Here is a 22,547-nt window from a genome sequence, read left to right on the forward strand (position 1 = left end):
AAACAGCTTCGGCGTTGTAAGGTTAAGCCTCACGGTTCATTAGTATCGGTTAGCTCAACGCATCGCTGCGCTTACACACCCGACCTATCAACGTCGTAGTCTTCAACGTTCCTTCAGGACCCTTAAAGGGTCAGGGAGAACTCATCTCGGGGCAAGTTTCGTGCTTAGATGCTTTCAGCACTTATCTTTTCCGCATTTAGCTACCGGGCAATGCCATTGGCATGACAACCCGAACACCAGTGATGCGTCCACTCCGGTCCTCTCGTACTAGGAGCAGCCCCCCTCAATTCTCCAGCGCCCACGGCAGATAGGGACCGAACTGTCTCACGACGTTCTAAACCCAGCTCGCGTACCACTTTAAATGGCGAACAGCCATACCCTTGGGACCTACTTCAGCCCCAGGATGTGATGAGCCGACATCGAGGTGCCAAACACCGCCGTCGATATGAACTCTTGGGCGGTATCAGCCTGTTATCCCCGGAGTACCTTTTATCCGTTGAGCGATGGCCCTTCCATTCAGAACCACCGGATCACTATGACCTGCTTTCGCACCTGCTCGAGCCGTCACTCTCGCAGTCAAGCTAGCTTATGCCATTGCACTAACCTCCTGATGTCCGACCAGGATTAGCTAACCTTCGTGCTCCTCCGTTACTCTTTGGGAGGAGACCGCCCCAGTCAAACTACCCACCAGACACTGTCCGCAACCCGGATCACGGGTCTACGTTAGAACACCAGCCATTAAAGGGTGGTATTTCAAGGTTGGCTCCACGCAGACTGGCGTCCACGCTTCAAAGCCTCCCACCTATCCTACACATCAAGGACCAGTGTTCAGTGTCAAGCTATAGTAAAGGTTCACGGGGTCTTTCCGTCTTGCCGCGGGTACACTGCATCTTCACAGCGAGTTCAATTTCACTGAGTCTCGGGTGGAGACAGCCTGGCCATCATTACGCCATTCGTGCAGGTCGGAACTTACCCGACAAGGAATTTCGCTACCTTAGGACCGTTATAGTTACGGCCGCCGTTTACCGGGGCTTCGATCAAGAGCTTCGCGTTGCCGCTAACCCCATCAATTAACCTTCCGGCACCGGGCAGGCGTCACACCGTATACGTCCACTTTCGTGTTTGCACAGTGCTGTGTTTTTAATAAACAGTTGCAGCCAGCTGGTATCTTCGACTGATTTCAGCTCCATCCGCAGGGACTTCACCTACACATCAGCGTGCCTTCTCCCGAAGTTACGGCACCATTTTGCCTAGTTCCTTCACCCGAGTTCTCTCAAGCGCCTTGGTATTCTCTACCTGACCACCTGTGTCGGTTTGGGGTACGATTTGATGTTACCTGATGCTTAGAGGCTTTTCCTGGAAGCAGGGCATTTGTTACTTCAGCACCGTAGTGCCTCGTCATCACACCTCAGCGTTAAAAGAAGTCCGGATTTACCTAAACTTCCCGCCTACATGCTTAAACCGGGACAACCGTCGCCCGGCTAACATAGCCTTCTCCGTCCCCCCTTCGCAGTAACACCAAGTACAGGAATATTAACCTGTTTCCCATCGACTACGCCTTTCGGCCTCGCCTTAGGGGTCGACTCACCCTGCCCCGATTAACGTTGGACAGGAACCCTTGGTCTTCCGGCGTGCGGGCTTTTCACCCGCATTATCGTTACTTATGTCAGCATTCGCACTTCTGATACCTCCAGCACCCCTCACAGGACACCTTCAACGGCTTACAGAACGCTCCCCTACCCAACAACGCATAAGCGTCGCTGCCGCAGCTTCGGTGCATGGTTTAGCCCCGTTACATCTTCCGCGCAGGCCGACTCGACCAGTGAGCTATTACGCTTTCTTTAAATGATGGCTGCTTCTAAGCCAACATCCTGGCTGTCTGTGCCTTCCCACATCGTTTCCCACTTAACCATGACTTTGGGACCTTAGCTGGCGGTCTGGGTTGTTTCCCTCTTCACGACGGACGTTAGCACCCGCCGTGTGTCTCCCGTGATAACATTCTTCGGTATTCGTAGTTTGCATCGGGTTGGTAAGCCGGGATGGCCCCCTAGCCGAAACAGTGCTCTACCCCCGAAGATGAGTTCACGAGGCGCTACCTAAATAGCTTTCGGGGAGAACCAGCTATCTCCCGGTTTGATTGGCCTTTCACCCCCAGCCACAAGTCATCCGCTAATTTTTCAACATTAGTCGGTTCGGTCCTCCAGTTAGTGTTACCCAACCTTCAACCTGCCCATGGCTAGATCACCGGGTTTCGGGTCTATACCCTGCAACTTAACGCCCAGTTAAGACTCGGTTTCCCTTCGGCTCCCCTATACGGTTAACCTTGCTACAGAATATAAGTCGCTGACCCATTATACAAAAGGTACGCAGTCACCTAACAAGTAGGCTCCCACTGCTTGTACGTACACGGTTTCAGGTTCTTTTTCACTCCCCTCGCCGGGGTTCTTTTCGCCTTTCCCTCACGGTACTGGTTCACTATCGGTCAGTCAGGAGTATTTAGCCTTGGAGGATGGTCCCCCCATATTCAGACAGGATACCACGTGTCCCGCCCTACTCTTCGAGTTCACAGCATGTGTGCTTTCGTGTACGGGACTATCACCCTGTACCGTGCGACTTTCCAGACGCTTCCACTAACACACAAGCTGATTCAGACTCTGGGCTGCTCCCCGTTCGCTCGCCGCTACTGGGGGAATCTCGGTTGATTTCTTTTCCTCGGGGTACTTAGATGTTTCAGTTCCCCCGGTTCGCTTCGTTAAGCTATGTATTCACTTAACGATAGTGTGTCGGAACACACTGGGTTTCCCCATTCGGAAATCGCCGGGTCAAAGGTTCATATCACCTCGCCGGCGCTTATCGCAGATTAGCACGTCCTTCATCGCCTCTGACTGCCAGGGCATCCACCGTGTACGCTTAGTCGCTTAACCTCACAACCCGAAGATGTCTCTTTCGACACATCATCGACTTGCGAAAATTTGAGAGACTCGAACACACCCTTAAAGGTGTGTCGTTTCAATTTTCAGCTTGATCCAGATTTTTAAAGAGCAAAACTTCGCAGTGCACCTTTTCAGGTTCACTCTGAAGTTTTCTTGTATTTCGCAGTAAAAGGATGGTGGAGCTATGCGGGATCGAACCGCAGACCTCCTGCGTGCAAGGCAGGCGCTCTCCCAGCTGAGCTATAGCCCCATCGTATGACTAACCTCTTCAAATTTGCTTCGCAAATTTGGTAGGCCTGAGTGGACTTGAACCACCGACCTCACCCTTATCAGGGGTGCGCTCTAACCACCTGAGCTACAAGCCTGCAGAGATTTTTACTGCTATTTTTTCATCAGACAATCTGTGTGAGCACTACAAAGGCAGGTTCTTTAAGGTAAGGAGGTGATCCAACCGCAGGTTCCCCTACGGTTACCTTGTTACGACTTCACCCCAGTCATGAATCACAAAGTGGTAAGCGCCCTCCCGAAGGTTAAGCTACCTACTTCTTTTGCAACCCACTCCCATGGTGTGACGGGCGGTGTGTACAAGGCCCGGGAACGTATTCACCGTAGCATTCTGATCTACGATTACTAGCGATTCCGACTTCATGGAGTCGAGTTGCAGACTCCAATCCGGACTACGACGCACTTTATGAGGTCCGCTTGCTCTCGCGAGGTCGCTTCTCTTTGTATGCGCCATTGTAGCACGTGTGTAGCCCTACTCGTAAGGGCCATGATGACTTGACGTCATCCCCACCTTCCTCCAGTTTATCACTGGCAGTCTCCTTTGAGTTCCCGGCCGGACCGCTGGCAACAAAGGATAAGGGTTGCGCTCGTTGCGGGACTTAACCCAACATTTCACAACACGAGCTGACGACAGCCATGCAGCACCTGTCTCAGAGTTCCCGAAGGCACCAAAGCATCTCTGCTAAGTTCTCTGGATGTCAAGAGTAGGTAAGGTTCTTCGCGTTGCATCGAATTAAACCACATGCTCCACCGCTTGTGCGGGCCCCCGTCAATTCATTTGAGTTTTAACCTTGCGGCCGTACTCCCCAGGCGGTCGACTTAACGCGTTAGCTCCGGAAGCCACTCCTCAAGGGAACAACCTCCAAGTCGACATCGTTTACGGCGTGGACTACCAGGGTATCTAATCCTGTTTGCTCCCCACGCTTTCGCACCTGAGCGTCAGTCTTTGTCCAGGGGGCCGCCTTCGCCACCGGTATTCCTCCAGATCTCTACGCATTTCACCGCTACACCTGGAATTCTACCCCCCTCTACAAGACTCTAGCCTGCCAGTTTCGAATGCAGTTCCCAGGTTGAGCCCGGGGATTTCACATCCGACTTGACAGACCGCCTGCGTGCGCTTTACGCCCAGTAATTCCGATTAACGCTTGCACCCTCCGTATTACCGCGGCTGCTGGCACGGAGTTAGCCGGTGCTTCTTCTGCGGGTAACGTCAATCGACAAGGTTATTAACCTTATCGCCTTCCTCCCCGCTGAAAGTACTTTACAACCCGAAGGCCTTCTTCATACACGCGGCATGGCTGCATCAGGCTTGCGCCCATTGTGCAATATTCCCCACTGCTGCCTCCCGTAGGAGTCTGGACCGTGTCTCAGTTCCAGTGTGGCTGGTCATCCTCTCAGACCAGCTAGGGATCGTCGCCTAGGTGAGCCGTTACCCCACCTACTAGCTAATCCCATCTGGGCACATCTGATGGCAAGAGGCCCGAAGGTCCCCCTCTTTGGTCTTGCGACGTTATGCGGTATTAGCTACCGTTTCCAGTAGTTATCCCCCTCCATCAGGCAGTTTCCCAGACATTACTCACCCGTCCGCCGCTCGTCACCCAGGAGCAAGCTCCCTGTGCTACCGCTCGACTTGCATGTGTTAGGCCTGCCGCCAGCGTTCAATCTGAGCCATGATCAAACTCTTCAATTTAAGTTTGATGCTCGTGAATTAAACTTCGTAATGAATTACGTATGTTCACTCAGAGACTTGGTATTCATTTATTGTCCGAAGACATTAAGAATCCATGTCACTTTGAGTGCCCACACAGATTGTCTGATAAATTGTTAAAGAGCAGTGCAACGCGGCTTTCGCTCACCGTTGCGAGGTGGCGTATATTACGCTTTCCTCTTTCAGAGTCAACCCGTTATTTCAGGATTTTTTCTCTTCAACCGACCCGGTTGTTTGTGAAGTGATTCACATGTTCCGTGTCGATGGAGGCGCATTATAGGGGGCCGTCGAGGAATGACAAGCGGAAAAATGCATTTTTATTTCAACCGCTCATCTTTTCACCAAAAAGGCTATTTTTGGTGCTTTTTAATCTCTTTTGGCAACTCAGCCAGACTATTAATCACCCAATCCGCTGCATTTTCTGCTTCTGGCGTTACGGGTTTACCGGTGCGAACTAATATTTTGGTTCCAACACCAGCAGCTGCTGCTGCCTGCATATCTTCCAGTTTGTCGCCCACCATATAAGAAGCAGCCATATCAATCTGCAGGAACTCCTGCGCAGAGATGAACATCCCGGGATGTGGCTTACGGCAGTCACACGCCTGGCGATACTCTTCTACTGTTCCCTGTGGGTGATGCGGGCAATAGTAGATACCATCGAGATCCACACCGCGGTCAGCCAACGACCAGTCCATCCATTCCGTGAGCGTCTCGAACTGCGCCTCGGTGAATTTACCGCGTGCAATGCCCGACTGGTTCGTTACGACCACCAACGCATAGCCCATCTCTTTCAGCTGGCGCATGGCATCTATTACGCCTTCGATAAACTCGAACTCATCAATCTCATGCACGTAACCATGATCCACATTAATCGTGCCATCACGATCGAGAAAAATTGCGGGTACTGATTTTGCCACCGGTTTGCTCCTGAAAAAGGCATGTTCAGCTAGTATCTCATGAATCACAGCGCAATAAAGTGCTCATCGCACAGAGTTGGATTGATTTAGACGTCTGGATGCCTTAACATCCGTTTTGTTTACGGTCATCGCCCGTATCTGGCAGAACAAAATGCCACGGCTAACTTACATACGATAAAAATAATCTAATGATTAAACTTTCCAATATCACCAAAGTGTTCCAGCAGGGGAACCGATCCATTCAGGCGCTGAACAACGTCAGCCTGCATGTTCCTGCTGGTCAAATTTATGGCGTCATTGGCGCATCGGGTGCAGGTAAAAGTACGATGATCCGTTGTGTTAACCTGCTTGAACGTCCAACCCAGGGCAGCGTAGAAGTGGGCGGTCAGGAACTTACCGCCCTCTCAGAGAAAGAACTCACCAAAGCGCGCCGCCAGATTGGCATGATCTTCCAGCACTTTAACCTGCTGGCTTCCCGCACCGTTTTTGGCAACGTTGCTTTGCCGCTGGAGCTGGACAACACGCCTAAAGAAGAAGTGAAGCGTCGGGTCACTGAACTGCTGGACCTGGTCGGTCTGGGCGATAAACATGATAGCTACCCGGCGAACCTGTCCGGTGGGCAAAAGCAGCGTGTTGCCATTGCCCGCGCGCTGGCAAGTAATCCTAACGTGCTGCTGTGTGATGAAGCGACGAGCGCACTGGATCCGGCGACTACGCGTTCTATTCTCGAACTGTTGAAAGACATTAACCGTCGCCTGGGCCTGACGATCCTCCTTATTACGCACGAGATGGATGTAGTGAAACGCATCTGTGACTGCGTGGCGGTCATCAGCAACGGTGAACTGATCGAGCAGGACACGGTAAGCGAAGTGTTCTCGCATCCGAAGACGCCGCTGGCTCAGCAGTTTATTCAGTCCACGCTGCATCTGGATATTCCGGAAGATTATCTGGAGCGCTTGAAAGCAGAAGCGGCAGCAGACAGCGTTCCGATGCTGCGCATGGAGTTCACCGGTCAGTCCGTTGATGCCCCGCTGCTTTCAGAAACCGCGCGTCGCTTTAACGTGAACAACAACATCATCAGCGCGCAGATGGATTACGCCGGTGGCGTGAAGTTCGGCATCATGCTGACGGAAATGCACGGTACACAGGAAGAAACCCAGGCTGCAATTGCCTGGCTGCAAGAACATCATGTAAAAGTAGAGGTACTGGGTTATGTCTGAGCCGATGATTTGGCTGCTGGTTCGCGGCGTTTGGGAAACGCTGGCAATGACCTTCGTATCGGGTTTCTTCGGTTTTGTGATTGGACTGCCGGTAGGCGTGCTGCTGTACGTCACGCGCCCGGGTCAAATCATTGAAAACGCGAAACTGTATCGCACCCTCTCTGCGCTGGTGAACATCTTCCGTTCTATCCCGTTCATTATTCTGCTGGTATGGATGATTCCATTTACCCGCGTGATCGTCGGGACGTCTATTGGCCTGCAGGCGGCCATCGTTCCGCTGACCGTTGGCGCTGCGCCGTTTATCGCCCGCATGGTGGAAAATGCCCTGCTGGAGATCCCAACCGGTCTTATCGAAGCCTCTCGCGCAATGGGCGCCACGCCGATGCAGATTGTGCGCAAAGTTCTGCTGCCTGAAGCGCTGCCGGGTCTCGTTAACGCAGCAACCATCACGCTCATCACGCTGGTTGGTTATTCTGCAATGGGCGGTGCCGTTGGCGCAGGCGGTTTAGGTCAGATTGGTTACCAGTACGGCTATATTGGTTATAACGCTACCGTAATGAATACCGTTCTGGTATTGCTGGTTGTTCTGGTTTACTTAATTCAATTCTCTGGCGATCGTATCGTCCGGGCTGTTACTCACAAATAACGTTAAACACAACACAAACTCGACGAGTTAAGGATAAAACATGGCGTTTAAATTAAAGACCTTTGCAGCGGTAGGCGCGCTGATCGGCTCTCTGGCACTGGTGGGTTGTGGTCAGGACGAAAAAGATCCAAACCATATCAAAGTGGGCGTTATCGTGGGTGCAGAGCAGCAGGTTGCTGAAGTTGCACAGAAAGTTGCTAAAGAGAAATACGGTCTGGACGTTGAGCTGGTGACCTTCAACGATTACGTTCTGCCGAACGAAGCGCTGAGCAAAGGTGATATCGACGCTAACGCCTTCCAGCACAAACCATACCTGGACCAGCAGATCAAAGACCGTGGCTACAAGCTGGTTGCGGCGGGTAATACCTTCGTTTACCCAATTGCGGGTTACTCCAAGAAGATCAAATCTCTGGACGAACTGCAGCCTGGTTCTCAGGTCGCTATTCCAAACGACCCAACTAACCTTGGCCGTTCCCTGCTGCTGCTGCAGAAGGTTGGTCTGATCAAACTGAAAGACGGCGTCGGTCTGCTGCCAACCGTGCTGGACGTTACCGAAAACCCGAAAAATCTGAAACTGGTTGAGCTGGAAGCACCGCAGCTGCCACGTTCTCTGGACGATGCACAAATTGCTCTGGCGGTTATCAACACCACTTATGCAAGCCAGATTGGCCTGACCCCAGCGAAAGACGGCATCTTCGTTGAAGACAAAGACTCCCCGTACGTTAACCTGATCGTGACTCGCGAAGACAACAAAGACGCGGAAAACGTGAAAAAGTTTGTTCAGGCTTACCAGTCTGACGAAGTTTACCAGGAAGCCAACAAGGTGTTTAACGGCGGCGCTGTTAAAGGCTGGTAATCTCACCGCAGTGTAATATCATCAAGACGGGCTTATGCCCGTCTTGTCATTTGTGCGGCCAACTGATTCAATATCTGACGTTTTGATTATCCACTGAGGAATTATTATGCGTGCTTTACCGATCTGTCTTTTAGCACTCATGCTGAGCGGCTGTTCTATGCTAAGCAGATCTCCTGTTGAACCTGTTCAAAGCACTGCAACCCCGCCAAAAGCGGAGCCAGCAAAACCGAAAGCGCCTCGTCCTGCGCCGGTACGTATCATTACTAAAGCCGACGATCTCGTGGGCAAGCCATTCCGTGAGCTGGGTGAAGTGAGCGGCGAATCCTGTCAGGCAAGCAATCAGGATTCACCACCGAACATCCCGACCGCCCGTAAGCGTATGCAGATTAACGCGTCAAAAATGAAGGCCAATGCGGTGCTTCTGCACAGCTGCGAAGTGACCAGCGGTACGCCAGGCTGCTACCGCCAGGCGGTGTGCATCGGATCTGCGCTTAACATTACGGCGAAATGAGTTCATTTCAGTTCGAGCAGATAGGCGTTATCCGCTCTCCTTATAAAGAGAAGTTCGCCGTGCCGCGCCAGCCTGGCCTCGTGAGCAGCAGCGGTGGTGAGCTTCACTTAATCGCGCCTTACAATCAGGCCGATGCGGTACGCGGGCTCGAAGCGTTCAGCCACTTATGGGTTGTGTTTGTGTTTCACCAGACCATGGAGGGAGGCTGGCGTCCTACCGTGCGCCCTCCTCGCCTGGGCGGCAATGCCAGAATGGGCGTGTTTGCGACCCGCTCAACCTTTCGTCCCAACCCAATCGGGATGTCGCTGGTTGAACTGAAAGACATAAGCTGTCAAAAGGATCGGGTGATATTGAAGCTCGGTAGCCTGGACCTGGTTGATGGCACGCCGGTTATCGACATCAAGCCGTACCTGCCTTTTGCCGAAGCGCTACCGGATGCTCGCGCCAGCTATGCTCAGGACGCGCCGCAGGCGAATATGCCTGTTAGCTTCACGCCGGAATTAATCTCCCAGCTCAGCCAGCTCGAAAAGCGCTATCCTCGCCTGCGGGACTTTATCGTTGAAGTGCTTGCTCAGGATCCTCGTCCCGCCTACCGTAAAGAAGAGGACGCAGGGAAAACGTACGCCGTCTGGCTGCTGGATTTTAACGTCCGCTGGCGCGTGACTGAGGCAGGTTTTGAAGTCTTTGCCCTGGAACCCAGGTAATTTTAACCTCCTCTCTTTTGGCATCTTTGCCACACTGGTAAACTAAACCACTTTTTTGTGTCAGGCTGGTATCTCAGCCTGTTCCAATCGTCGAAACGGAAACGTAACAACATGCGTACTAGCCATTATATGCTCTCCACTCTGAAGGAGACACCTGCCGACGCCGAGGTGATCAGCCACCAGCTGATGCTGCGCGCCGGGATGATCCGCAAGCTGGCCTCCGGGTTATACACCTGGCTGCCGACCGGCGTGCGCGTCCTGAAAAAAGTCGAAAACATCGTGCGTGAAGAGATGAACAACGCCGGTGCAATCGAGGTGTTAATGCCGGTCGTTCAGCCCTCTGAACTGTGGCAGGAGAGCGGTCGCTGGGAGCAGTACGGTCCGGAACTGCTGCGCATTGCCGATCGTGGCGAACGTCCGTTTGTCCTTGGCCCGACGCATGAAGAGGTCATTACCGATCTGATCCGTAATGAGCTGAGCTCATACAAGCAGCTGCCGCTGAACTTCTTCCAGATCCAGACCAAGTTCCGTGACGAAGTGCGCCCGCGCTTTGGTGTGATGCGTTCTCGCGAGTTCCTGATGAAAGACGCCTACTCTTTCCATACTTCTCAGGAGTCGCTGCAAGAGACTTACGACGCAATGTATGCGGCTTACAGCAAAATCTTCTCCCGTATGGGTCTGGATTTCCGCGCGGTACAGGCTGATACCGGTTCTATCGGCGGGAGCGCATCGCATGAGTTCCAGGTACTGGCGCAGAGCGGTGAAGACGATGTGATCTTCTCTGACTCCTCTGATTACGCGGCGAACATCGAGTTTGCTGAAGCACTGGCACCAAAAACGCCACGCGCTGCTGCCACCGAAGAGATGAAGCTGGTTGATACGCCAAACGCGAAAACCATCGCCGAGCTGGTTGAACAGTTCAACCTGCCGATTGAAAAAACGGTGAAAACCCTGCTGGTGAAATCTACCGAAGGCAGCGCATATCCACTGGTTGCCCTGCTGGTGCGTGGCGATCACGAGCTGAATGAAGTGAAAGCCGAGAAGCTGCCTCAGGTTGCCAGCCCGCTGACGTTCGCAACGGAAGCAGAAATCCGCGCCGTCGTGAATGCCGGCCCGGGTTCACTGGGCCCGGTTAATATGCCAGTCCCTGTGGTGGTTGACCGCACGGTAGCTGCGATGAGCGACTTCTCCGCGGGTGCTAACATCGACGGTAAACACTACTTCGGCATCAACTGGGATCGCGATGTGGCGACGCCAGAAGTGGCTGACATCCGTAACGTCGTTGCCGGCGATCCAAGCCCGGACGGACAGGGCACGCTGATGATCAAACGCGGTATCGAAGTGGGCCACATCTTCCAGCTGGGTGATAAATACTCCCGCGCGATGAACGCTGCCGTTCAGGGTGAAGATGGACGTAATCAGGTTCTGACGATGGGTTGCTACGGTATCGGTGTGACGCGTGTGGTAGCGGCTGCTATTGAGCAGAACTACGACGAGCGCGGCATCGTCTGGCCTGACAACATCGCTCCGTTCCAGGTCGCTATCCTGCCAATGAACATGCACAAGTCTTATCGCGTGCAGGAGCTGGCTGAAAAACTCTACGCTGAACTGCGTGCGCAGGGTATCGAAGTGCTGATGGACGACCGTAAAGAGCGCCCGGGCGTAATGTTCGCCGATATGGAACTGATCGGTATTCCACATACCGTAGTCATCGGTGACCGTAACCTCGACAGCGACGAGATTGAATACAAATACCGTCGCAGCGGCGAGAAGCAGATGATCAAGACTGGCGACATTCTTGACTACCTGGTGAAAGCCATCAAAGGCTAAAAAACAAAAACCCCGCTCCGGCGGGGTTTTTTAATGGCTCAAGAGCGGCTTATTTGCTGTTACAGTCTTTGCCCGCAACAAACTTCGCGTCTTTGTCAGCCACCAGCGTTTTCACCATCTCACCGCTGTCCGGGTTTGGTTCCAGCGTAAAGTGACCGTCAACCGTCAGCAATACCGGCTTGCTGTCATTGCCGCGCGCGACGGCATAATCACGCTCGAGCTGAGCATTGTTCGCCACGCTGACTTTCTTTCCGGTGGCGCAGTCGGTAAAGATTGCCGCATCCGCCATGTAGAAATACATCCCGCGCATCGCCATTGGCGTTGCGGGCAGCGCTGCTTTAACCGGTGCCAGCGTGTAGTTGAACTGAGACTCAATCGGATTCCCCTCGCGATCGAGCATCTCCATTCCTTCGCCTTTCGCGCGGAAATAGGTTTTATCCCCGGTCGTGTCCGTCAGCACCAGCTTCTCCGCCGTGCGTGCCCACGTCCCGTAAGTGGCGAAGGACGACGGCTCTTTAGCGCCCTGATAGCGCTGGTTCATCACCCAGGTGCCATCTTTTTGCAGAAAGAGTGAGGTTTCGATACCTTCGCAGTCCGCGCAAGGTAAGACGCCACGCCAGCTTTGCTGCATCGGCTTTAAATGTTCAGTTTGGGTTGGCTGTAATACCTGCGTTTCCGAACGGTTATTACACCCGAAGAGCGCAAACAGCGTACTTACCGCCAGCGCTGACCATAATGCTTTTTTCACAATGAATTCCTTATGAAATGTGTGTTCCCTTTCGTCACTCTGTTGGGCGACGAACTTTACCGCGTAGTGCTTTCACTGTGGATTTCTGCGCCTTCGACGATAGCCGACGCTCTTTCGACGCGCGCGTTGGCCGCGTTGCCCGACGGCTTTTCTGCACGGCGGTTAATTCTTTTATCATCGCCACCAGACGCGCTATCGCCGCTTCGCGGTTCAGCTCCTGGCTACGGTACTCCTGGGCTTTAATCACAATGACGCCATCGCTGGTGATCAGGTGATGGCTGGCCGCAAGCAGGCTTTCTTTATAATACTCTGGCAGGCTGGAGGCCCGAATGTCAAAACGCAAATGAATAGCCGTTGAGGCCTTGTTAACGTGCTGCCCACCCGCACCCTGCGCGCGGATAGCGGTGATCTCCAGCTCGTTATCCGGAATGCTTACGTTTCGGGACAAAACAATCATGACGCCGGTTGCCACGCCGTTAAGTGGATTTCCAGATTATTCTGAGAATCAGACAGCCAGATCGCGCCGTCCTGAATCGTCGCCTGCAGGACCATTGTCCGGCCAGCAAATTCACTCAGCTGCGCCAGCTGTTCATCATCCAGATACCAGACGGTGAGGTTTTTAAACTGGCTACACTTGCTCTTGCTTTGCTGCCACCAAATCTCCGCAGCACGCTGATTATACGCGAATAACGCCACTTCTGCGGACTGGGTACACGCCTTTTTAACCCTGCGCTCGTCGGGCAGGCCGAGCTCAATCCACAAATCGATACCCATGTGATCGTTACGTAGCCAGGCTTCAGGCTCGTCTTCAGCGCTTAACCCACGGGAAAATTGCAGACGTTCGTCGGCATACTTGATCCACGCCAGCAGGCGCAGCATCATGCGCTCCTGGGTTTCAGAGGGGTGACGCGCCAGCGTCAGTGACGCATCCAGAAACTGGTTGCGGTCAAGGTCCGCCACGTTGACCACAGCTTTATAAATTGTCGCTTTCAGCGCCATGAGAGAACTCCTTACGATTCAGGCGCACATTGTAGCGAAAACAGCGGCAAAAGGCTGTTACCGGTGATGAATACACCGCTATCAAGGCTCTGATATTGCTTAAATGAGTATGGTATAGTCACCTTGCTAAACTGGGTTTAACTTCGTAGGCTTAATGATATCTCACAGTAAGCCAGTACGCTGGCGGGAGGGGATGTGAATAATTATTGTGAGTTAATTCGCAAACGGTATGCGGAAATCGCCAGCGGCGATCTGGGTTATATCCCCGACGCGCTGGGCTGTGTATTGAAAGTGCTTAATGAAGTGGCCTCTGATGAGAGCCTTTCAGAATCGGTCAGGGAAAAGGCAGCGTATGCTGCGGCGAATTTACTGGTGAGCGATTATGTCGATGAATGAAACTTATCAACCCATCAATTGTGATGACTATGACAACCTCGAACTCGCCTGCCAGCATCATTTAATACTGACGCTGGAGCTAAAAGATGGCGAAGTGCTGAAGGCGAAAGCCAGCGACCTGGTGTCTCGTAAAAACGTTGAATATCTGGTCGTGGAAGATGCGGGTGCGACGCGGGAGCTTCGCCTCGACAAAATTGCCAGTTTCAGTCACCCGGAAATCGGCACCGTTGTGGTGAGCGAATCCTGATGTCATTAACGGGCAGCCCTGCTGCCCGTTACACTCTCCACGTGAAAGCAACGCCCTCTTCAGCCCATCCCTCTTCCGTGACAAAAACCCCCGCAGCCGCAATCAGCGTCTCCCCGTAAAACAGCAGCGGTGTAGCATCACGCCGCCAGGGCGGTACCTGGCATTCCTGCCAGATTTTTTTCAGCTTCCGCCCGCCGTTTCGCCCGACAATATGCAGCATTCCCCCGGCCTTAAAGCGCACGGTGACCGGTTCATTTGCTTCTGGCAGACGCACGTGCCCCGTATTCTCCAGGAATACGCTGCCCGCGCCGTGGGGTAATAGCAGCGCATCCTCCACGGACGGCCAGCTGAGCACAACATCAGAGAGCGAAGGACGGGATTTTATCCACCAGAGCCTCCCCTGATAGCGCCTGACCTCAAAACCGTTCAGATAGACGCTCGGCGTGGCATCTTCACGCGCCTGAGCCACTTCATCCCATAATCTGTTCAGCATCGCTCGCGACGGCATGGACGCGTGGCGGGAAGCCAGCCAGCGGCGTAAAACGGCCGCACGGCGGACCGCACTCATCGCTTCCAGCGGCGCAATTGCCAGCGCTCCCTCTGGAGAAATCAGTTCGGCCAGCTCTTCGCTCAGCAGCTCATCCAGCAGAATTTCCTGCTCGGCGCAGAGCATGGCGCTACGGGCCGTTGCTTCTGTAAAGTGCCCCCAGCGTTCGGTCAGTAACGGTATCACGCGCAAACGCAGGAAGTTGCGGTCATAGCTGTCGTCCTGGTTGCTCTCATCTTCAATCCAGCTCAGACGATGTTCACGAGCCCAGTCCTCAAGAGAAGCGCGCGTCTCGCTAAGCAGCGGCCGGATGAGCTGTGCGCCGGCAAAATCAGCGCGCTCGGGCATGGCGGATAGCCCCGCCGGGCCGCTTCCCCGCTTAAGCGCAAGCAAAAACGTTTCACACTGATCGTCCAGATGCTGTGCCGTGACAAGGGCTTCGCCGGGCCGTAATGCGCTGGCAAAAGCGGCGTAGCGGGCTTTACGTGCCTGCGCCTCAACGCCCAGCCCTTCATCATGAAGCGTCACCCGTTCAACGCGCAGTGGGATATCCCACTTTGCGCAGAGTGCTTCACAGTGCGCCACCCACTCGTCGGCATGCGGACTTAACCCATGGTGGATATGCATCGCCCGAAGCTGAACGTCGGGTTCCCGATCGCGCCAAAGCTTCAGGCGATGGAGAAGAACCGTAGAATCCAGGCCACCGCTGAACCCCACCAGCAGCTGGCGGTACGGTGAAACGACTTGCGCAATAGCGGGTGAGGTCATAGGAATTTACACATAAAAAATGCCCGAACTGAGCGGGCATTATCACACAGGATGAGGATTACTGCTGGTAAAGCTCCAGCGGCAGGCCGTCCGGATCGTTGAAAAAGGTGAACCGCTTATCGGTAAACGGATCGACGCGGATCGCTTCGCACGTCACGCCGTGAGATTCCAGATGCTTCACCGCGCTATCAAGGTCATCAACGCTGAAGGCCAGATGACGCAGACCACAGGCTTCGGGGCGAGACGGTCGAGCAGGCGGAAAAGGAAAAGAGAACAGCTCAATCACGTATTGCCCGTTTAGCGCCAGGTCACCTTTCCAGGAGTCGCGCTCCTCGCGGTAGGCCTCGCTTAGCAGCGTAAAACCAAGAATGTCGCAGTAGAACGCCTTGCTCTGCGCGTAATCGGTGGCAATGATCGCAATATGATGAACCTGTTTTAAACCCAGCATAGCTTCTCCTTTTTATGATGCCCTGAACGTTACAACCGAAAACCCAAGGCTGGCAAGCGCTCACCCTTATTTTAGGACTCGCACCCAGTACACGCCGCTTTCATCGCGTTTCGCCCCGTGGATATCCGTCTCAAAGCCCGGATAGTGACGACCAACAGAACAGAGCATCAGCAGGAAATCGAGCACCGCCCTGCTCGCTTCAGCGATCATCTCTCCCGGCATCAGCAGCGGCACCCCCGGCGGATAAGGCAGTATCATGTTGGCCGAGACGCGTCCAACCAGATTTTCCAGCTCAATGGTTTCCACCTCGCCCTTCACCTGACGCTGCCACGCGTTGTGCGGCGTCAGCTTCATCTCCGGCAGAACGTCAAACGCCTGCAGCATCAGGCGCGGCAGATCGTGCTGGCGGATCAGCTTGTGGATCCCCTGAGCAAGATCCTGGATGCGCATATTGCGGTAGAAGTCAGGATCTTCCGCATAGAGATCCGGCAGCATATTCTTCACCCGCAGGTTCAGATCGTATGCGCGCTTAAACTCCATCAGGCCGCGCAGCAGGCCCATTGCCCGCGTTTTGTCGATCCCAATACTGAACAGGAACAGCAGGTTATAGGGCCCGGTTTTCTCAACTACCACGCCGCGCTCATCAAGGAACTTCGCGACCAGTGCGGCTGGGATCCCTTCGTCGCTCATGGTGCCGTGCTCGTCCATGCCCGGCGTCAGGATAGTCACCTTCACCGGGTCGAGGAACATATGGTCTGCATCCGCGTCGCGGAAGCCGTGCCAGCTTTCACCCGGTGCGACCGGCCAGCACTCCGCCTCGTCAATCTCTTCCGGCTGCCAGATATCAAAGAACCAGCCGTCGGCTTCCTCTTTCAGCCGCTGAACCTCTTTTCGGAAATGCAGAGCGCGCTCCACCGAACGGTTAATCAAACGCTTGCCCGGATTGCCGCGCAGCATTGCCGCCGCCGTTTCAATTGAGGCCACCAGCGGATAGCTCGGTGAGGTGGTGGTGTGCATCATAAAGGCTTCGTTGAAGGTATCTTCGTCGTACTCGCCTTTAATGTGAATGAGTGAGGCCTGGGAAAAGGCGGCCAGCATTTTGTGCGTCGATTGGGTTTCGAAAAACACTTTACCCGGCACGCGCTCGCCGCTCATGCCGCTTTTCCCGGAATAGATCGGGTGGAAATTGGTGTAAGGCACCCAGGCAGAATCAAAATGGATAGACGGCACGTCCAGCGTCTGCTTGATCCAGTTGGTGTTGTACAGCAGCCCATCGTAGGTGGAGTTGGTGATCACAGCGTGGACAGGCCAGCTTGCGCCAGGGGTCGCCGCAACCTTATTTTCGATTGCGCCATGCGTAAACTCACGGCGCGGAATGCCGCCAAGAATGCCCAGCGCGTTGCGCGTCGGCGACAGCCAGATCGGTACGACGTCGCTCATCATCAGCAGATGCGCCAGCGATTTATGGCAGTTACGGTCGATGAGCAGCGTGCTTCCTGCAGGTGCAGCGTACATCCCGACGATTTTGTTGGAGGTCGAGGTGCCGTTGGTCACCATGTAGCTCTGCTCGGCGCCGAAGGTGCGGGCGATATACTCTTCGGCTTCCAGGTGCGGGCCGGTATGGTCGAGCAAAGACCCTAACTCAGTGACCGAAATCGACACGTCCGCTTTGAGGGTATTGCCACCGAAAAAATCATAGAACAGGCAGCCTACGGGGCTTTTCTGATAGGCCGTCCCCGCCATATGGCCGGGCGTGCAGAAGGTGTATTTGCCTTCCTTCACGTAGGTGAACAGCGCGCGGGTAAACGGCGGCGTGATGTTATCGAGATATTCGCCGGTGTATTGCTGAATGCGGGTCGCAATGTCTTCCGCCACGCCGAGGGAGTACTCAAAGAACCACAGCGCCATACGCATATCCTGGGCGCTGACGTCCATCGTCGAGTGGGTGTTGATAAACGCGTACAGCGGGAGATACTCGTTCAGCTTGTTGATCTCGCTGCACAGCTCCAGGTCATATTCATCCCAGTCAAAGATCACGCCGCAGATGCGCGGGTTGTGCTCGATGAACTTCAGCAGGTCGGCGCTGTTATGCGGCCAGATCAGCTGATATCCGCGGGACTGCAGGGCTTGCTCCAGCTCCTTGATGGGCTCATCTTTATAAAAGACGCCGTGTGGCCCCATGATGGCAATGATGTTCATGGCGTACCTCCTTAAAAAACATTAGCTAAGCATAGCCAGGGTAAACCGCAGGTATAAAAAAAGCCGCAACAATGTGCGGCTTTTCAGATAATTGTGAAGCTTACGCGTAACCGTAGGTCATCAGACGCTGATAGCGACGGTTGAGCAGGTCTTCTTTGCTCAGCACGTCGAGGTCTGCCAGATCCGCCAGCAGCTGCGCCTTCAGGGAAGCGGCCATCACTTCCGGCTTACGGTGTGCACCACCCAGCGGCTCCGGGATGATGGAGTCGATCAGCTTAAGCTCTTTCAGGCGTGGGGCAATGATGCCCATCGCTTCTGCTGCCAGAGGCGCTTTGTCAGCGCTTTTCCACAGAATGGACGCACAGCCTTCCGGAGAGATAACGGAATAGGTGCTGTACTGCAGCATATTCACTTTATCACCCACGCCAATCGCCAGCGCACCGCCGGAGCCACCTTCACCGATAACGGTACAGATGACCGGCACGCTCAGGCGAGACATCTCACGCAGGTTGCGTGCGATAGCTTCAGACTGACCGCGCTCTTCCGCACCCACGCCAGGGTAGGCGCCCGGGGTGTCGATAAAGGTGATGATTGGCATATTGAAACGCTCAGCCATCTCCATCAGACGCAGGGCTTTACGGTAGCCTTCTGGTGCAGGCATACCAAAGTTACGGCGAATCTTTTCTTTGGTTTCACGGCCTTTCTGATGACCAATGATCATCACCGGGCGTCCATCCAGACGTGCGATACCGCCAACGATAGCTTTATCGTCAGCGTAAGCGCGATCGCCTGCCAGTTCGTCAAACTCATCAAACGCCATGCGGACATAATCCAGGGTGTACGGGCGCTGTGGGTGACGCGCCAGCTGGGCTACCTGCCATGCGCCGAGATCGGCAAAGATTTTGCGCGTCAGTTCTACGCTTTTCTCGCGCAGACGATGCACTTCTTCGTCGATGTTAATATCCAGTTTTTCATCCTGACGGCTAACTGCTGTCAGAGAATCGATTTTCGCTTCCAGCTCTGCAATCGGCTGTTCGAAATCAAGGAAATTCAGACTCATAGTATTCCTGTATTAGTCAAACTCCAGTTCCACCTGCTCCGAACCAATGAGGCCACGGAGATCGTTCAGTAAACGATCGCTCGGAGAGACACGCCACGTTGCACCAAAGCGCAACCGCGCGCGTGCATCCGCCCTCTGATAGTAGAGATGTACTGGAATGGTCCCCGAGCGGTGGGGTTCCAGAGACTGACGGAGTCGGTTTAAAAGCTGGTCATCAATTTGCCTGTCCGTCAGCGAGATAGCAAGCCCGCGAGCATATTTTTCACGGGCTTCGTCAATGTCCATCACTTCGCGGGCGGTCATTTTAAGCCCCCCGCTGAAGTCATCAAAGCTGACCTGTCCGCTGACGATAAGTATGCGGTCTTTTTCCAGCAAATGCTGGTATTTATCCAGCGCGTCGGTGAACAACATCACCTCCAGACGCCCGGAACGGTCATCCAGCGTGCAGATGCCGATACGATTGCCGCGCTTGGTGACCATTACCCTTGCAGCAATCACGAGCCCCGCAGCCGTGGTGATTTTACCACGATCTGTCGGATGCATGTCTTTTAGCCTGTTGCCGCCGACATAGCGCTCAATTTCCTTAATGTACTGGTTGATTGGGTGCCCCGTCAGGTACAAGCCTAACGTTTCACGTTCACCATCCAGCACCACCTGTTCTGGCCAGGGTTGGCAGTTAGAATAGGACTGCTCAATCTGCTCTGGCTCTTCCGCCAGCACGCCAAACATATCCGCCTGGCCTATGGCTTCCGCTTTTGCGTGCTGATCCGCCGCTTTCAGCGCATCACCGAGCGAGTTCATCAGCGCGGCGCGGTGCGGGCCCAGCCTGTCGAACGCGCCGGACATGATCAGTTTTTCGAGCACGCGGCGGTTCAGCTTTTTGGTGTCGGTACGGGCGCACAGATCGAACAGCTCGCGGAAGTAACCGCCGTTGTTACGCGCCTCGATGATCGCCTCAATAGGCCCCTCACCCACGCCTTTGATCGCGCCGATACCGTAAACGATTTCCCCGTGTTCATTGACGTGGAAATGGTACAGGCCTGAGTTAATGTCCGGCGGCAGGATCTTCAGCCCCATGCGCCAGCACTCGTCCACAAGGCCAACGACCTTCTCGGTGTTGTCCATATCGGCGGTCATTACCGCCGCCATAAACTCAGCTGGATAGTGCGCCTTCAGCCACAGCGTCTGATACGAGACCAAAGCATAGGCGGCAGAGTGAGATTTGTTAAACCCATAACCCGCAAATTTCTCTACAAGGTCAAAGATTTTAATCGCCAGTTCGCCGTCAATACCGTTTTTTCTCGCGCCTTCTTCGAAGGTGCCGCGCTGCTTGGCCATCTCTTCCGGCTTTTTCTTACCCATCGCTCGACGCAGCATGTCCGCGCCGCCAAGGGTGTAGCCAGAGAGCACCTGGGCAATCTGCATAACCTGTTCCTGATACAGGATGATGCCGTAGGTTGGCTCCAGTACCGGTTTCAGGCATTCGTGCTGCCACTGAACGTCTGGGTAGGAAATCTCTTCGCGCCCGTGCTTACGGTCGATAAAGTTATCTACCATCCCTGACTGCAGCGGGCCCGGACGGAACAGGGCCACCAGGGCGATCATATCTTCGAAGCAGTCAGGCTGCAGGCGCTTAATGAGATCTTTCATGCCGCGGGATTCAAGCTGGAAGACGGCCGTCGTCTCCGAGCGCTGCAGCATGTCGAAACTTTTTTTGTCATCCAGCGGGATGGCAGCAATGTCTATTGGCTCAAGGCCCTGCTTTTCCCGGCGCGGGTTGATCATCTTTAGCGCCCAGTCGATGATCGTCAGCGTACGCAGGCCGAGGAAGTCGAACTTCACCAGCCCGGCGTATTCCACGTCGTTCTTATCGAACTGAGTAACCGGGTGCTGGCCCGCTTCATCGCAGTACAGCGGTGCGAAGTCGGTGATTTTGGTCGGGGCGATAACCACGCCCCCTGCGTGCTTACCGGCGTTACGCGTGACGCCTTCCAGCTTGCGCGCCATGTCGATCAGCGCTTTAACTTCCTCGTCGGCCTCGTAAATTTCAGGCAGCTGCGGCTCGGCTTCAAAGGCTTTCGCCAGGGTCATCCCCGGATCGGGCGGCACCAGCTTAGAGATGCGATCGACAAAACCGTAAGGATGCCCCAGCACGCGGCCCACGTCGCGGATTACCGCTTTTGCCGCCATCGTACCGAAGGTAATAATCTGTGATACCGCATCACGGCCGTACATGTCCGCTACGTGCTCAATAACCTGGTCGCGTTTTTCCATACAAAAGTCGACGTCAAAGTCGGGCATGGAGACACGTTCCGGGTTAAGGAAACGTTCGAACAGCAGGTCAAATTCCAGCGGATCGAGGTCGGTGATTTTCAGCGCGTAGGCCACCAGCGAGCCTGCACCGGAGCCTCGGCCCGGGCCTACCGGCACACCGTTATCCTTCGACCACTGGATAAATTCCATTACGATCAGGAAGTAGCCCGGGAAGCCCATCTGGTTGATCACCTGGAGTTCAATATCCAGACGTTCGTCGTACGGCGGTCGTTTCTCGTTACGTTCGGCTTCATCCGGGAACAGGAATTCCAGACGCTCCTCAAGCCCTTCTTTCGATTTCACCACCAGGAAATCTTCCGTGGTCATATCGCCTGTCGGGAACTGTGGCAGGAAGTATTCACCCAGGCGCACGGTAACGTTACAGCGCTTCGCTATCTCAACGCTGTTTTCAAGCGCTTCCGGGAGATCGGAGAAGAGCTCGCACATCTCGTCTTCGCTGCGCATGTACTGCTGCGAGGAGTAGTTACGCGGACGTTTCGGATCGTCGAGCGTAAAGCCGTCATGGATCGCCACGCGAATTTCATGCGCGTCAAAATCGCCCGCTTCAAGGAAACGTACATCGTTCGTCGCCACGACGGGCAGCCCGCGCTCTTCCGCAAGCGCGACCGCCGCATGCAGGTAGTTTTCTTCGTCGGCGCGTCCGGTGCGGATCAGCTCAAGGTAATAGCGATCCGGGAAATGTTCTTCGTAGAACGACACGCACTGGTCCACCAGCGCGCTGTTGCCGCGCAGCAGGCATTTGCCGACGTCACCCATGCGGCCGCCGGAGATCAGCAGCAGGCCTTCATTCAGCTCGGCCAGCCAGTCTCTGTCGATCCACGGCCCCTGCGCGCCATAGCCGCGCTGATAGGCTTTTGAGATAAGCAGGGTAAGGTTCTGATAACCCGTGTTGTTCATCGCCAGCACGGAAATCTGGCTCATTTCATCGCCGAGCAGCTCGCTCTGCACGTGAAAATCCGCACCGACGATAGGTTTCATCCCCACGCCGTGCACCGTCCCGTAGAACTTCACCAGGCCACACAGGTTGGTAAAATCGGTGATCGCCAGCGCAGGCATGCCAAGCGCGGCCGCCTTTTTCACAAGCGGTCCGGTCTTTGCCAGCCCATCGATCATGGAGTAGTCGCTATGCACCCGCAGGTGTACGAAACGTGGTTCAGCCATCTTCAGATTCCGCGTTACTTAATTGCTTGC

General features: G+C 54.5%; 17 protein-coding genes, 2 tRNA genes and 2 rRNA genes. 8 read left to right on the forward strand and 13 right to left on the reverse strand.

The genetic code is table 11. The features are described 5' to 3' along the window. Positions 1-18 precede the first annotated feature (18 nt). The 5 genes from D5067_RS18510 to gmhB all read right to left on the reverse strand — a co-directional run bounded on the left by D5067_RS18510 (position 19) and on the right by gmhB (position 5,843). Positions 19-2,924 (reverse strand): 23S ribosomal RNA (locus D5067_RS18510). A gap of 183 nt (positions 2,925-3,107) precedes the next feature. Further along, positions 3,108-3,183: transfer RNA gene (locus tag D5067_RS18515), tRNA-Ala, on the reverse strand. 38 nt (positions 3,184-3,221) lie between these two features. Beyond that, positions 3,222-3,298: transfer RNA gene (locus D5067_RS18520), tRNA-Ile, on the reverse strand. 70 nt (positions 3,299-3,368) lie between these two features. Continuing rightward, positions 3,369-4,908: ribosomal RNA gene (locus tag D5067_RS18525) — 16S ribosomal RNA — on the reverse strand. Together the 16S and 23S rRNA genes with 2 tRNA genes alongside form the textbook arrangement of a ribosomal RNA operon. A 368-nt stretch (positions 4,909-5,276) precedes the next feature. Next, positions 5,277-5,843, reverse strand: coding sequence for a D-glycero-beta-D-manno-heptose 1,7-bisphosphate 7-phosphatase (gene gmhB / locus D5067_RS18530; protein ID WP_119938462.1), 567 nt, complete (start codon positions 5,841-5,843; stop codon positions 5,277-5,279). A 188-nt stretch (positions 5,844-6,031) separates the two neighbouring features. On the opposite strand from gmhB, the gene metN reads away from it, so the two are divergent. The 6 genes from metN to proS all read left to right on the forward strand — a co-directional run bounded on the left by metN (position 6,032) and on the right by proS (position 11,610). Next, the gene (metN, locus tag D5067_RS18535; protein ID WP_119938461.1) at positions 6,032-7,063 is read left to right on the forward strand and encodes a methionine ABC transporter ATP-binding protein MetN; all 1,032 of its coding nucleotides are present in this window, start codon (positions 6,032-6,034) and stop codon (positions 7,061-7,063) included. Continuing rightward, entirely contained in the window at positions 7,056-7,709 is a 654-nt protein-coding gene (locus D5067_RS18540; protein WP_008501881.1) for a methionine ABC transporter permease MetI, read from the forward strand. Before metN ends, D5067_RS18540 begins: the two co-directional genes overlap by 8 nt. Before the next feature lie 40 nt (positions 7,710-7,749). Next, positions 7,750-8,565, forward strand: a complete 816-nt coding sequence (metQ, locus tag D5067_RS18545; protein ID WP_119938460.1) for a methionine ABC transporter substrate-binding lipoprotein MetQ — start codon at positions 7,750-7,752, stop codon at positions 8,563-8,565. A gap of 106 nt (positions 8,566-8,671) precedes the next feature. Next, the gene (rcsF, locus tag D5067_RS18550) at positions 8,672-9,076 is read left to right on the forward strand and encodes an envelope stress sensor lipoprotein RcsF (protein WP_119938459.1); all 405 of its coding nucleotides are present in this window, start codon (positions 8,672-8,674) and stop codon (positions 9,074-9,076) included. Then, entirely contained in the window at positions 9,073-9,780 is a 708-nt protein-coding gene (gene tsaA, locus D5067_RS18555; protein ID WP_119938458.1) for a tRNA (N6-threonylcarbamoyladenosine(37)-N6)-methyltransferase TrmO, read from the forward strand. The genes rcsF and tsaA overlap by 4 nt, the downstream gene beginning before the upstream one ends. 111 nt (positions 9,781-9,891) lie before the next feature. After that, a complete protein-coding gene (proS, locus tag D5067_RS18560) occupies positions 9,892-11,610 on the forward strand; it encodes a proline--tRNA ligase (RefSeq protein WP_119938457.1) in 1,719 nt (572 codons plus the stop codon). 49 nt (positions 11,611-11,659) lie between these two features. On the opposite strand, the gene nlpE is transcribed toward proS, so the two are convergent. Genes nlpE through D5067_RS18575 form a run of 3 tightly spaced genes read right to left on the reverse strand, consistent with a single transcriptional unit; the run spans position 11,660 to position 13,357 of the window. Beyond that, positions 11,660-12,358, reverse strand: coding sequence for an envelope stress response activation lipoprotein NlpE (gene nlpE / locus D5067_RS18565; protein WP_119938456.1), 699 nt, complete (start codon positions 12,356-12,358; stop codon positions 11,660-11,662). 34 nt (positions 12,359-12,392) lie between these two features. Further along, positions 12,393-12,815: an alternative ribosome rescue aminoacyl-tRNA hydrolase ArfB gene (gene arfB / locus D5067_RS18570; protein WP_119938455.1), complete on the reverse strand. Its 423-nt coding sequence runs from the start codon at positions 12,813-12,815 to the stop codon at positions 12,393-12,395. Beyond that, a complete protein-coding gene (locus D5067_RS18575) occupies positions 12,812-13,357 on the reverse strand; it encodes a YaeQ family protein (protein ID WP_119938454.1) in 546 nt (181 codons plus the stop codon). Before D5067_RS18575 ends, arfB begins: the two co-directional genes overlap by 4 nt. 195 nt (positions 13,358-13,552) lie before the next feature. Between D5067_RS18575 and D5067_RS18580 the strand changes: the two genes are divergently transcribed. Beyond that, positions 13,553-13,753 (forward strand): YaeP family protein, encoded by a 201-nt coding sequence (locus D5067_RS18580; RefSeq protein ID WP_006173580.1) that lies wholly within the window; start codon positions 13,553-13,555, stop codon positions 13,751-13,753. Continuing rightward, on the forward strand, positions 13,740-14,000 hold the full coding sequence (gene rof, locus D5067_RS18585; protein ID WP_006173581.1) for a Rho-binding antiterminator: 261 nt from the start codon (positions 13,740-13,742) through the stop codon (positions 13,998-14,000). The genes D5067_RS18580 and rof overlap by 14 nt, the downstream gene beginning before the upstream one ends. A 28-nt stretch (positions 14,001-14,028) precedes the next feature. On the opposite strand, the gene tilS is transcribed toward rof, so the two are convergent. The 5 genes from tilS to dnaE all read right to left on the reverse strand — a co-directional run bounded on the left by tilS (position 14,029) and on the right by dnaE (position 22,517). Continuing rightward, positions 14,029-15,315, reverse strand: coding sequence for a tRNA lysidine(34) synthetase TilS (gene tilS / locus D5067_RS18590; protein WP_119938453.1), 1,287 nt, complete (start codon positions 15,313-15,315; stop codon positions 14,029-14,031). A 58-nt stretch (positions 15,316-15,373) separates the two neighbouring features. Continuing rightward, positions 15,374-15,763 carry a VOC family protein gene (locus tag D5067_RS18595; protein WP_119938452.1) on the reverse strand — a complete coding sequence of 130 codons (390 nt, stop codon included), beginning with the start codon at positions 15,761-15,763 and terminating at the stop codon, positions 15,374-15,376. Between the two features lie 66 nt (positions 15,764-15,829). Further along, a complete protein-coding gene (locus D5067_RS18600; protein WP_119938451.1) occupies positions 15,830-17,962 on the reverse strand; it encodes a lysine decarboxylase LdcC in 2,133 nt (710 codons plus the stop codon). Between the two features lie 100 nt (positions 17,963-18,062). Next, positions 18,063-19,022, reverse strand: a complete 960-nt coding sequence (accA, locus tag D5067_RS18605) for an acetyl-CoA carboxylase carboxyl transferase subunit alpha (protein WP_119938450.1) — start codon at positions 19,020-19,022, stop codon at positions 18,063-18,065. 12 nt (positions 19,023-19,034) lie between these two features. After that, a complete protein-coding gene (dnaE, locus tag D5067_RS18610) occupies positions 19,035-22,517 on the reverse strand; it encodes a DNA polymerase III subunit alpha (RefSeq protein WP_119938449.1) in 3,483 nt (1,160 codons plus the stop codon). Positions 22,518-22,547: the final 30 nt, after the last annotated feature.

This window comes from Enterobacter huaxiensis, assembly GCF_003594935.2.
Lineage (GTDB): Bacteria > Pseudomonadota > Gammaproteobacteria > Enterobacterales > Enterobacteriaceae > Enterobacter > Enterobacter huaxiensis.